10 protein-coding genes are annotated in these 11,923 nt (G+C 64.9%); all 10 read left to right on the forward strand.

Going from position 1 to position 11,923, the window contains the following annotated elements:
• Positions 1 to 20 precede the first annotated feature (20 nt).
• Positions 21 to 1,520, forward strand: a complete 1,500-nt coding sequence (locus WC704_RS03735) for an acyl-CoA ligase (AMP-forming), exosortase A system-associated (RefSeq protein WP_372888620.1) — start codon at positions 21 to 23, stop codon at positions 1,518 to 1,520.
• On the forward strand, positions 1,517 to 2,749 hold the full coding sequence (locus tag WC704_RS03740) for a pyridoxal-dependent decarboxylase, exosortase A system-associated (protein ID WP_372888621.1): 1,233 nt from the start codon (positions 1,517 to 1,519) through the stop codon (positions 2,747 to 2,749). Before WC704_RS03735 ends, WC704_RS03740 begins: the two co-directional genes overlap by 4 nt.
• A gap of 105 nt (positions 2,750 to 2,854) precedes the next feature.
• Positions 2,855 to 3,499, forward strand: coding sequence for an XrtA/PEP-CTERM system exopolysaccharide export protein (locus WC704_RS03745; RefSeq protein WP_372888622.1), 645 nt, complete (start codon positions 2,855 to 2,857; stop codon positions 3,497 to 3,499).
• A gap of 14 nt (positions 3,500 to 3,513) precedes the next feature.
• Entirely contained in the window at positions 3,514 to 5,028 is a 1,515-nt protein-coding gene (locus tag WC704_RS03750) for an XrtA system polysaccharide chain length determinant (protein WP_372888623.1), read from the forward strand.
• Positions 5,025 to 5,963 carry an exopolysaccharide biosynthesis protein gene (locus WC704_RS03755; RefSeq protein WP_372888624.1) on the forward strand — a complete coding sequence of 313 codons (939 nt, stop codon included), beginning with the start codon at positions 5,025 to 5,027 and terminating at the stop codon, positions 5,961 to 5,963. Before WC704_RS03750 ends, WC704_RS03755 begins: the two co-directional genes overlap by 4 nt.
• Positions 5,960 to 7,576, forward strand: coding sequence for a hypothetical protein (locus WC704_RS03760; RefSeq protein WP_372888625.1), 1,617 nt, complete (start codon positions 5,960 to 5,962; stop codon positions 7,574 to 7,576). The genes WC704_RS03755 and WC704_RS03760 overlap by 4 nt, the downstream gene beginning before the upstream one ends.
• Before the next feature lie 38 nt (positions 7,577 to 7,614).
• The gene (locus WC704_RS03765) at positions 7,615 to 8,775 is read left to right on the forward strand and encodes an AAA family ATPase (protein ID WP_372888626.1); all 1,161 of its coding nucleotides are present in this window, start codon (positions 7,615 to 7,617) and stop codon (positions 8,773 to 8,775) included.
• Positions 8,776 to 8,779: 4 nt separating this feature from the next.
• A complete protein-coding gene (locus WC704_RS03770) occupies positions 8,780 to 9,634 on the forward strand; it encodes an XrtA system polysaccharide deacetylase (RefSeq protein WP_372888627.1) in 855 nt (284 codons plus the stop codon).
• A 2-nt stretch (positions 9,635 to 9,636) separates the two neighbouring features.
• The gene (locus WC704_RS03775; RefSeq protein ID WP_372888728.1) at positions 9,637 to 10,704 is read left to right on the forward strand and encodes a FemAB family XrtA/PEP-CTERM system-associated protein; all 1,068 of its coding nucleotides are present in this window, start codon (positions 9,637 to 9,639) and stop codon (positions 10,702 to 10,704) included.
• Entirely contained in the window at positions 10,704 to 11,915 is a 1,212-nt protein-coding gene (locus tag WC704_RS03780; RefSeq protein ID WP_372888628.1) for a TIGR03087 family PEP-CTERM/XrtA system glycosyltransferase, read from the forward strand. The genes WC704_RS03775 and WC704_RS03780 overlap by 1 nt, the downstream gene beginning before the upstream one ends.
• Positions 11,916 to 11,923 lie beyond the last annotated feature (8 nt).

Here is an 11,923-nt window from a genome sequence, read left to right on the forward strand (position 1 = left end):
GGTGGCGGCTATCAAGAGACATGATCGCACTCGACCCCATAGCCCGTCCCATCGACACGCTGCCGTTGCGCGGGCGGGCAGGGGATTCGGCGCTTGTGGACCGGCACGGCACGCTCGATTTCGCCGGGCTGGAGCGGCTCACGGGCCAGGTGGCGGCGTGGCTGGCGGGGCATGGCTATCCGCCGGGCGCGCGTGTGGCGAGCTGGTTGCCCAAGACGCGGCTGGCCTGCGTGTTGCCGATGGCGGCCCCGCGCGCGGGGTTGGTGCATGTGCCGATCAACCCGATGCTCAAGCGCGCGCAGGTCGCGCATATTCTGGCCGATAGCGGCGCGGCGGCGCTGGTGACGCAGCCGGGGCGGAGTGAGACGCTGGAACAGGACGATATTTCAAGGAATTGCGACGTTTTCCTTGAAGAAAACATAAGCCTCGGTTCGGCGCTGTCCGCCAGCACTGTCGATCCGAACACGCTTGCGGCAATCCTCTATACCTCGGGGTCGACCGGGCGACCCAAGGGCGTGATGCTCAGCCACGCCAATCTCTGGTTGGGCGCAATCAGCGTCGCGCAGTATTTGAAGTTGACCACGGCGGATCGAGTGCTTGGCGTGCTGCCGCTCAGTTTCGATTATGGACAGAACCAGCTCTTTTCGACCTGGGCGGCGGGGGCGAGTTACGTGCCGCTCGACTATCTGACCGCCAAGGACGTCGTGAAGGCAGTCGACCGCTTCACGCCCACGACGCTGGCAGGGGTTCCGCCCTTGTGGGTGCAGTTGCTGGAGATCGAGTGGCCGAAAAGCGCAGCAAATCTTTTAAAACGTTTGACAAATTCTGGAGGCGCGTTGACCGCTCCACTCGTCACAGGGTTGCGCACGCGCTTTCCGCAAGCCGATCTGTATCCGATGTACGGGCTGACCGAAGCCTTTCGCTCGACCTATTTATCGCCCGAATTGGTGGACGCGCATCCCGATTCGATCGGGCGGGCGATCCCCTTCGCCGAGATCATGGTCGTGCGGCCTGACGGCAGCTCGGCGGCGGCGGGGGAGCCGGGCGAGCTCGTCCATGCCGGGCCACTGGTCGCGCAAGGCTATTGGCAGGATGCGGGGCGGACCGCCGAGCGCTTCCGTCCCGCGCCCGCTTGGTCGCAATCGGGCGGGCTGGCGGTGTGGTCGGGCGATACGGTGGTGCGCGATGGCGATGGCTTGCTCCGCTTTGTTGGACGCGATGACGAGATGATAAAGAGCGCGGGCAACCGCATCAGCCCGACCGAAATTGAGGAAGCCGCGGTGGCGGGCGGCGAAACGGTGGAGGCGGTGGCGCTGGGCGTGCCCGATGCACGCCTTGGGCAAGCCATTGTCGTGGTCGCGCGCGGTGATGGCACGCAGGAAGCCGCCCTGCGCGCGCGGCTGCGGCGCGATTTGCCGAGCTTCCAGCAGCCCGCACGCTATGAATGGCGCGCCGAACTGCCGCGCAATGCCAATGGCAAGCTCGACCGTGCGGCACTGAAGGTGGAGATGACGTCATGAAGCCGATGGGCACGATTCCGGCGGATTTCGGGCTCGCACCGCTGCGCGTCGGCGGGCAGGACGCCGCGCATTGGGCCGGAGTGGCCGGTGACACGCCGCTATTCGTATATGACATGGCGGTCGTGCGTGCGCGCGTCGCGCGGTTTCGTGCGGCATTTCCCGCGATCGACCTGCATTATGCGATCAAGGCCAATCCGTTCGCGCCGCTGCTTGCCGCAATGGCGCCGCTGGTCGATGGTCTCGATGTAGCGTCGGCGGGCGAGTTGGCGATGGCGCTGCCGGTAAAACCCGGCGCACGCATCAGCTTTGCCGGGCCGGGCAAGCGCGATGACGAACTGGATTTCGCGATCCGCTCGGGGGCGACGATCAACCTCGAATCTGCGGGCGAAGCGGCGCGCGCGCTGGCGATTGGCGAACGGCACGGGCTTACCCCGCGTCTCGCGATCCGGGTAAACCCGGAGATCGAATTGCGTGGATCGGGAATGCGCATGGGCGGGCGCGCCTCACCCTTCGGCATCGACGCCGACCGCGCCGCCGCTGTTGCCCGACAGGTGATCGATGCCGGGGCGGATTGGCGCGGTTTCCACATCTTTGCCGGATCGCAGGCGCTCGATCCGCAGGCGATCATCGAAACGCAAGCCGAAACGCTGGCGCTGGCGGGGCTGCTTGCCGATGCGGTTGGCGTCATGCCGCCGCTCGTCAATCTCGGCGGTGGCTTTGGCATTCCGTATTTCCCGGGGGAAGCGCCGCTGGACGTTCAGGTGATCGGCAATGCGCTCGCACGGGCACTGGAAAATCGCGCGGCGAGCCTTGGCGACACCCGCTTCGCGATCGAACTGGGCCGCTGGCTGGTCGGCGAAGCGGGGGTGTACCTGACGCGCGTGGTCGACCGAAAGGAAAGCCGTGGCGAAACCTTTCTCGTCACCGATGGCGGCATGAACCATCAGCTCGCCGCCTCGGGCAATCTCGGCACGGTGGTGAAGCGCAATTATCCCGTCGCCATTGCGAGCGCGGCCCCCACTGCGCCGGTTGAGACCATCAGTGTCGTCGGGCCGTTATGCACCCCGCTCGACCGATTGGCCGACCGCGTCACGCTGCCGGTGGCGGGGGTGGGGGATCTTGTCGCGGTGTTCATGGCCGGGGCTTATGGACTGTCGGCCAGCCCCGCGGCCTTTCTTGGCCACCCGCTGCCACGCGAGCTTCTGGTCGGCCAAAGCGAGCATTCCTAACGCAATTTTCACCTCTTTCGCCTCATAGCTGCACGATAGCCGTGAACCTGCCACCGCGACGTCAGACGTGACTTCATCGGCAGCACCTCGCGGCGGGAGGTATGCATGGCGCGGTTTTCCAGGTCTTTTCGGGGTTTGCTCGGTGTCGGCATTGCTGCGCTGACGCTTGGTTCCTGTGCTGGCGGGGGGCGTCCTGAGTTGCCCCAGGCATCGTTCGTCGCCACGCAAGAGCAACCGGGCGAGGAATATGTCATCGGCCCGCTCGACCAGCTCAACATTTTCGTATGGCGCAACCCGGAACTGTCGGCAAAGGTCCAGGTGCGGCCCGATGGTCGCATCACCACCCCGCTCATCAGCGACATGCCGGCGGTCGGCAAAACGCCACGAATGCTCGCCGACGACATGAAGATTGCGCTCGGCGAATATATCAAGGACCCGATCGTCTCGGTCATCGTCGAGAATTTCTCGGGCACCTTCAGCCAGCAGGTGCGCATCGTCGGCGCAACCGCGAAACCTGCCTCGATCCCCTATCGCGCCAACATGACCCTGCTCGATGCGATGATCTCGGTCGGGGGCCTTGGTGAATATGCGGCGGGCAATCGCGCCAAGCTGGTCCGTTACAATCGCGAAACGGGCAAGCAGGTCGAATATAGCATCAAGCTGTCGAGCTTGCTTAAGGATGGCGACAGCCGCGCCAACGTTCGGCTCGAGCCCGGTGATGTCATCATCATCCCCGAGAGCATGTTCTAGGCGCGGGCGGGGGAATGAACGGCCTTTTCGACGAAGTGCGGATCGCGCTCCATGCGATCTGGATGCGCCGCTGGATCGCGCTTGCGGTCGCGTGGGGCATTGCCGTGCTCGGCTGGGCTGTGGTCGCACAGATCCCCAACAGCTACGAATCGCGCGCGCGGGTTTCGGTGCAGATGAATACGATCCTGCCCAATGCCGTTGGCATCACGCCTGCCGACCAGCAAAAAGACGTCGACACGATCCGCCAGACGCTGACCTCCGCAGTCAATCTGGAAAAGGTCGTTCGCGGAACCGATCTCGCGAATACCGTGAAGACCGATCGCGATGTGGCGGATCGTGTTGCCGGACTGTCCAAGGCGATCAAGATTACCGCGCAGCAGGACAATCTGTTCGAGATCGTCGCGACGGGTTCCAGTCCGAAAGTGACGCGCCAGATCGTCCAGAAACTGATCGACCTGTTCGTCGAACAGAATTTGTCGGGCGACCGCGACGAGACGAGTTCGAGCCTGAAATTTCTCGATGCGCAGCTCGAACAACGGCAAAAGCAATTGGCCGATGCCGACGCCAAGCGCGCGGACTTTCAGAATCACTATCTCGGCAGTTTGCCCGGCACCGGATCGTTGACCGACCGGATGGGTGCGGCGCGCTCGGCAATGGCGCAGGTCGATAGCGATCTGGCGGCTGCGCAATCGGGGCTGGCAGCGGTCAATGGTCAAATGGCTGGAGTTCCCGCCAATCTTGCCGGGGCGGCGGGCGCGGTGGGGGTTGGCCCGGCGCGCGCGCGGCTCAACGCGATCCAGGGGCAGCTCGCTGAGGCGCGGGCGCGCGGCTATACCGAAAACCATCCCGATGTGGTCGCGCTGCGCAGCCAATTGGCGGCGGCGCAAGCGGCCGCGCGCGGCGAGCCTGTGGCAAGCGGCGCGGCTTCGGCGACCAATCCCGCTTATGCTTCGCTGCGGTCGATCCAGGCGGACAAGCAGGCGCAAGTCGCGGCGCTCCGTGCGCGCAAGGCGCAGTTGCAGGGCGATCTCGACGCGATCACCGCGAAGCTGGCAGGCGATCCGGCGGTTGCCGCGCAACAGTCGCAGATCGACAATGATTATCAGGTGCTGAAGGACGGCTATGCCAAGCTGCTCGCCGACCGCGAGGCGATCAAGCTGCGCGGACAGGCGCAAAGCCAGACCGATTCGATCAAGTTCAGCGTGATCGACCCGCCGACCGCACCGCGCGTGCCCGCCGCGCCCAATCGTCCGCTCTTGCTGACCGGCGTGTTGATCGTGGCGCTTGGCGGCGGTGTGGCGGCGGCGTTCGTGCTCGGGCAGTTGAAGACCACCTTCGCCACCGCCGCCCGGCTGGAAAAGGCGACCGGAATGCCCGTTTTGGGCTCGATCGGCGAAATGGTTACGGCGGTCCAGGTCGCGGCGCGGCGGCGGATGCTGTATTATTATGGCGGCGGTGTGGGCGCGCTGGGGGTTGCCTATGTCGCGCTGCTCGGCGTGGAAATGCTCCAGCGGGGGTTGGCGGCATGAGCGAGCTGACGCCCCGCGCAGTCCGCCCGTCGCTGCTCGAACGGGCGGCTGCGGCGTATGATCTTGGTGCCGATATGCGCATGGCGCAGCCCGCTGTGGCCGAGCCCGCGGTTGGCTCGGCCCCGATCATCGATTTGCCGTTCGCGCGACCGCAACCGGTCATTTCGCCGGCACCACCAAGCCGTACCGATGGGGTGGCCGCGATCGACCGGGATTTGCTGGCGGCGCGCGGTATGTTGGTGCCCGGCGCGGCGATTGGCGTGCTGACGGAGGAGTTCCGCCTGGTGAAGCGCCAGTTGCTGACCACCGCCCGCACCGTGCGCGCAACCGACGCCGATCTGTCGCGCACGATCCTCGTCTGTTCGGCACGGCCGAATGACGGCAAGACCTATTGCGCGGTCAACCTCGCCATTTCGCTCGCCGCCGAACGCGATGTCGAGGTGTTGCTGATCGATGCCGATTTCGCCAAACCGGACGTCATGGCCCGCCTTGGCCTGAGCGAGGGGCCAGGGTTGCTGGATGCGCTGGCCGATCCCGCGATCGAGATCGAACGGTGCGTGGTACGAACCGACATCGCGCACCTGTCCCTGCTGCCCTGCGGCACCAGGACGAACGCTGATACGGAACTCGTCGCCAGCGCACGCACGGGCGAACTGGTCGCGCACTTGCTCGCCGCCGACCCGACCCGCATCCTGATCTTCGATTCGCCCCCCGTGCTCGCCGCGTCTCCCGCGGGCGTGCTGGCCAGCCATGTCGGGCAGGTGATGCTCGTCGTTCGTGCCGATCGCACCAGCGATGGTGATCTGCGGGAGGCGATCACCCTGCTCGACGCGTGCGAGCATATCCAGCTTTTGCTCAACGCCGTCGCCTTCGCCCCGGGTGGGCGGCGCTTCGGCAGCTATTACGGTTATGCCCAACAGGAGGACGCGATATGACGCGGCCGATCGCATCCCTGCCGTTCGCGCTTGGCGCGGGGTTGATCGCGGTGTTGGGGCTTGCCCCCGCCCATGCGGACGACCGCAAGCGCACGATCACGCCCTATATCGAAATCGGGCAGGTCGTCACCGCCGACCTCAAGACCGATGACGTGCTGACCTATTCGACCGTCGCCGCCGGGGTGGATGCGTCGGTGCAGACCAAGCGTACCCAGCTCCAGGTCAGCTATCGCTACGAACGCCGCTTTTCGTACAGCAAGAAGGTTGGCGACGACGATGTGCATAGCGGCCTGGCACGCGCCAGCGTGCGCGTGGCACCCGGCGTCACGCTGGAGGGCGGGGCCATCGCGACGCGGGTCCGCTCGGACATTCGCGGTGCGGCTCCGGGCAATCTTGCCGGCAATGTCGATAATATCAGCCAGGTCTATTCGGCCTATGTCGGGCCGACCGTCGCCAGCCACGTCGGGCCGGTCGGCGTGGCGGCGAGCTACCGCTACGGCTACACCAAGGCCGAGGCTCCGGGCACGACCGGGGTCGCGGCGGGCAGCCCCAGGCTCGACGTGTTCGACACTTCGCAAAGCCATGTTTTCAACGCCAGTGCCGGGGTCAAGGCCGGGGCGCTGCTACCGGTCGGCGTCAACGTCTCGGCGGGGTATGAGCGGGATACTGCGGGGCAGCTCGACCAGAAATACGAAAGCAAGGTCGCGCGGGGCGATCTCGTCCTGCCGGTTCTTCCCACGCTCGCACTCACCGGCGGCGCTGGCTATGAAAAGATCACCGTGACGCAAAAGGATGTGTTGAAGGACGCGAGCGGCGTGCCGGTTACCGATAGCCGCGGGCGTTTCAAGACCGATCCGGCATCGGCACCGCGTATCGCGTACCAAACCGATGGATTGATTTACGATGCCGGCGTCATCTGGCGGCCGAGCCCGCGCACCACGTTGCAGGCCCGCGCCGGGCGCCGTTATGGCGGGATGACCTATACGGGGTCGTTCAGCTATGCCGCTTCCAAATCGATCGGTATCCAGTTGGGCGTCTATGACAGCGTCGATACGTTCGGGCGGCAGTTGCGCGAAGGTATCTCCAACTTGCCGACGAGCTTCATCGACCAGCGCGATGCGTTTGCGCAGCAGTTCAGCGGCTGCACCTTCGGCGCGAGCAGCGGCGCGGCGGGGGGGTGCCTGAACGGCGTGTTCCAGTCGATCTCGACTTCGGCCTATCGCGCGCGCGGTGTCGATGCCGTGATCGCGGCGAAACGCGGGCCGCTCAGTTTCGGTGTCGGCGCGGGCTATGCTACGCGGCGCTTCTACGCTCCGGCTGGTACGGGCTTCAATATTGATGGCGTGACCGACGACAGCTATTATGCGCAGGCTTATGTCAACGCCCCGATCGATCGCAATTCGGGCGTGAGCGGCAACATCTTCGCCAATTATTATGAGAGTGGTATTTCGGCGGCGCCGGGCGTGTTCAGCACCGGCCTGAGCGGGCTATATTATCATAACTTCGGTCGCATCGCGACGACGGCATCGGCTGGTATCTATTCGTTCAGCCAAAAGGGTACGGACGATCAGGTTTCGGCGCAGGGCCAGGTTGGCGTGCGGTATCAATTCTGAAACGCATCGGCGGCTATGCCGATCGCGAGGGCGGTAATATGTACGACGATCACTATGGCTTGAGTGGCCGTCCGTTCCAGTTGACGCCTGATCCGCGTTTCTGGTTCGACACGGCGACACATCGCAAGGCGATGGCCTATCTTGGCTATGGTCTGGCGCAGGGTGAGGGCTTCATCGTCATCACCGGTGATGTCGGCGCTGGGAAGACCACGCTGGTCGGGCATTTGATGGACACGATCGATCCGACCCGCTTGCACGTCATCAAGATCGTCTCGACGCAGATCGAGGCTGACGATCTGCTGCGAATGGTTGCAGGCGGGCTTGATGTCGACAGTGCGGGGCTGACCAAGGCGCAATTGTTGGTCGCGATCGAACGCGGCTTGCACGCAACCGCGCGGGCCGGGCGACGGACGCTGCTGATCGTCGATGAAGCGCAGGCCTTGCCGGTGGCGAGCCTGGAAGAGCTGCGGATGCTCTCGAACTTCCAGACCGGCGGACATGCGTTGTTGCAGATATTCCTGCTCGGCCAGCCCGAATTTCGCGAGCGGCTGCACGGATCGGAACGGCTCGAGCAATTGCGCCAACGGGTAATCGCGATGCACCATCTCGATCCGATGGAGCCCGAGGAAGTCGAACCCTATATGCGCCATCGGTTGTCGGTGGTGGGCTGGCAAGAACGGCCGCATTTTACCCCCGACGCCTTCGCCGCGCTCTATGCCGGGTCGGACGGTGTTCCGCGTCGCCTGAACCAATTGGCGGGCCGGGTAATGCTGTTCGGCGCGATCGAGCAGATCGACACGATCGATGCGCAGGCGGTCGCCGCCGTGATCGCCGATATCGCAGGTGATATGCCGGGTGGAACGCCCGTCGCGATGCCCGAAGCTGTGATGGTGCCTGCTGCGCAAGCCCCCGCGCCCGTCATTGTCGCGCCTTTGCCGATCTCGAACACGCCGCCCCCGGCGGACCCGCGTCCGATCCGCGTCATTCGCGACGAGCCGACGCCGCAATCGGAACCCGAGCGCGAAGCGGTGCCCGCTCCCGAGCCCACTCCCGAGCTCGATCTGGCGGCCCGCATCGCGGCGCTGGAAGCGCGGGTCGATGAGCAGGATGTCGCGCTGCGCCGGGTTCTGAAATTGCTGGTGGATTGGGCCGAGGGCGATCGATCCGTCGTGCCAACCCCGCGCGCCCGGCAGGATTGAGCCGATGCGTCACGTCCTGTCGGTCGATGTCGAGGACTGGTTCCAGGTCGGTGCCTTTGAGGCGGTGATCGACAAGGCCGATTGGGATTCGCTCGCCCCGCGCGTGGAGCGCAATACCGATGCCGTGCTCGCGCTGTTCGCCGAAAGCGGGGTCAAGGCCACCTTCTTTACGCTGGGCTGGGTCGCGGCGCGCTACCCAAAGCTGATCCGTCGCATCGTCGAGGCGGGTCATGAACTGGCAAGCCACGGCTGGGAACATGACCGGGTCTTTACGATGGACGCGGCCACGTTTCGGGCGGATCTCGCGCGGACGCGCCAAGCGCTGGAGGATGCGGGCGGCGTCGCGGTAACCGGATATCGCGCGCCGAGCTTTTCGATCGATGCGCGTACGCCCTGGGCGCACCGTGTGCTGGCGGAAGAGGGCTATGCCTATTCGTCCAGCGTCGCGCCCTTGCGGCACGATCATTATGGTTGGCCAGAGGCTCCACGCTATGCCTTTCGTCCACTTGCCGATTGTGATCTGGTGGAAGTGCCCGTAACCGTCGCCCAATTCGGTGCACGGCGGATGGCGACGGGGGGCGGATTTTTCCGCCTGCTACCCGCCGCGTTGACCGATGTGGCGGTGCGGCAAGTGGCGGCGGACGGTCAACCCGCCATCTTCTACTTCCATCCGTGGGAAATCGACCCGGACCAGCCGCGCGTGGCCAATGCGCCCGTTCGATCGAAGCTGCGCCATTATAGTCGGCTTGGCGCGATGGCGGGCAAGGTGCGGGGGCTGATCGCGCGGCATGACTGGGGCCGGATGGACGCGGTGGTGCGCGATTTGCGTGCCGTGCAATCCCTGGAGTTGGCGGCGTGACGATGCCGCAGCTTTCGCCCCTGCTGGCGGTGCGGAGCGTTGAGCTTCGCAATCCCGCAGATCGCGCGCGCGTGGAACATTTCGTACGCGAGCACCCCGATGCCACGCCTTTCCACTTGCCGGCGTGGAGCCTGGCCGTGGCGCAGGGGTGCGGACAAACCAGCCACACGCTGATTGCCGAGCGGGCGAATCGAACGATCGCGGGTGTACTGCCGTTGACCGAAGTGCGCTCGCGCCTGTTCGGCCAGGCATTGGTATCGAACGGATTCGCGGTTGGTGGGGGGATCCTCGCCGATACTGCCGGAGCCATCCCGATATTGGCCGAAGCCGGCTGGAAGCTTGCCCAGCGATTGCAATGCCCCACGCTCGAATTGCGCGGGGGGGCGATGCCGGAGGGCGCGTGGCAGTTCGACGATCACAGCTATCTCGGCTTCGCCCGTCCGCTCGCCGATAACGACGCGGCCGAGCTTGCGGCGATTCCGCGCAAGCAACGCGCCGAGGTACGCAAGGCACTCGATGCCGCATTGGAGGTCGAGATTGGCCGTCAGTCCGACGATCTGCGGGCGCATTATGCGGTTTATGCCGAATCGGTGCGCAACCTCGGCACCCCCGTTTTCCCGGCGCGATTGTTCCGCGCGGTCCTGCAGCATTTCGGCGATGCCGCCGACATCCTCACCATCCGGTCGCAGGGGCGCGCGGTGGCGAGTGTGCTCAACCTGTATTTCAACGGCGCCGTTTATCCCTATTGGGGCGGGGGGACGCTGGCGGCGCGCGGATTACGGGCGAATGACCGCATGTATTTCGCGCTGATGGCTCATGCCCGCGCACGCGGCTGCACGCGCTTCGATTTCGGTCGATCGAAAGTCGGAACCGGGGCTGCTGCTTTCAAGAAAAACTGGGGTTTCGAAGGTACGCCCTTGCTGTATGGTAAACGCGCGATGGCTGGAGTGGCATTGCGCGAGATCAATCCGCTGAATCCACGCTACGCCCAAAAGGTAGCGCTGTGGAAAAAGCTGCCACTCGGGATCGCGAATCTGCTTGGACCATATATCTCCAAAGGCCTTGGATAATGGGTGATATCCTCTTTCTCGGGCATCGCGTGCCGTACCCGCCCGACCGGGGGGACAAAATTCGCGGGTTTCACATCCTGAAGTATCTGGCCGCGCGCAAGCGTGTGCATCTGATCGCCTTTGCCGACGACACACGCGACATGAAGCGCAAGACCGGTCTGTCGAAGCTGACGGGCAATCGCTCGATCATCTGGCGCTCGAAGTCGCGACTGACCTCGGCGTTTCAGGCGTTGATCGCGCGCAAGCCGGTGTCGCTGACCGCATTCGACAACGCATCGCTGCGCGCGGCGGTCGACAACCTGCTGTCGCGGCATTCGATTGACACGATCTACGTCTTCTCAAGCCAAATGGCGCAATATCTTCCGGCAAGACCGCGCCAGAAGGTGATTATGGACTTTGTCGACATGGATTCGGCGAAGTTCGGTGCCTATGCCAAGAGTTCGGGCGGCGCGACGGGCTGGTTCATGAAGCGTGAAGCGCGGTTGCTGTTCCAGCATGAGCGCGCGGTCGCACACCGCGCGGATGCCAGCCTGTTCGTCAGCGAGGCCGAAGCACAATTGTTTCGCGACAAGACCGGGTCGGAGCGCGTCTATGTCGTGGAAAACGGCATCGACACCGAATTTTTCGATCCGACCGCGCAGTTCAAGCGGATCGACACGACGGGGGCGCTGATCGTGTTTACCGGGCAAATGGACTATCGCCCCAATGTCGAAGCCGTAACCTGGTTCGTCGAGACGATCCTGCCGCACATTCGCGTGCGGTTTCCCCATGCCCGTTTCGCGATCGTGGGTCGGGCGCCGACCGACGCGGTCAAGGCGCTGGCCAAGCAGCCGGGCGTGATCGTGACCGGGGAAGTCGCCGACGTGCGTGGCTGGATCGCCGCCGCGTCGGTCGTCGTCGCGCCGCTGAAGCTTGCGCGTGGCATCCAGAACAAGGTGCTGGAAGCGATGGCGATGGCCCGTCCGGTCGTTGCTTCGAGGGCGGCAGCCGAGGGAATCGACCATGCCGGGACGATCCGCGTTGGCGAAACCGTCGGCGAGATTGCCGAGGAGGTTATCGCCATCCTGAACGATCCTGCGGCTGGCGCGCAGATCGGTCGTGATGCGCGGGCGCAGGTGCAGGCGCGCTATAGCTGGGAAGCGCGGCTGGCCCCGCTCGATGCGATCCTGGGCATCAGCCTGAAAGCACCGCCACGCCGCAGCGCAGCCTGATGGTATGA

Source organism: Sphingomonas sp., assembly GCF_041661885.1.
In the GTDB taxonomy this organism is placed as follows: Bacteria; Pseudomonadota; Alphaproteobacteria; order Sphingomonadales; family Sphingomonadaceae; genus Sphingomonas.

What these genes read in the sequence shown, in the direction of transcription:
- WC704_RS03735 (WP_372888620.1), top strand. Translation starts at nt 21, where the DNA reads ATGATCGCACTCGACCCCATAGCCCGTCCCATCGACACGCTGCCGTTG.
- WC704_RS03740 (WP_372888621.1), top strand. Translation starts at nt 1,517, where the DNA reads ATGAAGCCGATGGGCACGATTCCGGCGGATTTCGGGCTCGCACCGCTG.
- WC704_RS03745 (WP_372888622.1), top strand. Translation starts at nt 2,855, where the DNA reads ATGGCGCGGTTTTCCAGGTCTTTTCGGGGTTTGCTCGGTGTCGGCATT.
- WC704_RS03750 (WP_372888623.1), top strand. Translation starts at nt 3,514, where the DNA reads ATGAACGGCCTTTTCGACGAAGTGCGGATCGCGCTCCATGCGATCTGG.
- WC704_RS03755 (WP_372888624.1), top strand. Translation starts at nt 5,025, where the DNA reads ATGAGCGAGCTGACGCCCCGCGCAGTCCGCCCGTCGCTGCTCGAACGG.
- WC704_RS03760 (WP_372888625.1), top strand. Translation starts at nt 5,960, where the DNA reads ATGACGCGGCCGATCGCATCCCTGCCGTTCGCGCTTGGCGCGGGGTTG.
- WC704_RS03765 (WP_372888626.1), top strand. Translation starts at nt 7,615, where the DNA reads ATGTACGACGATCACTATGGCTTGAGTGGCCGTCCGTTCCAGTTGACG.
- WC704_RS03770 (WP_372888627.1), top strand. Translation starts at nt 8,780, where the DNA reads ATGCGTCACGTCCTGTCGGTCGATGTCGAGGACTGGTTCCAGGTCGGT.
- WC704_RS03775 (WP_372888728.1), top strand. Translation starts at nt 9,637, where the DNA reads ATGCCGCAGCTTTCGCCCCTGCTGGCGGTGCGGAGCGTTGAGCTTCGC.
- WC704_RS03780 (WP_372888628.1), top strand. Translation starts at nt 10,704, where the DNA reads ATGGGTGATATCCTCTTTCTCGGGCATCGCGTGCCGTACCCGCCCGAC.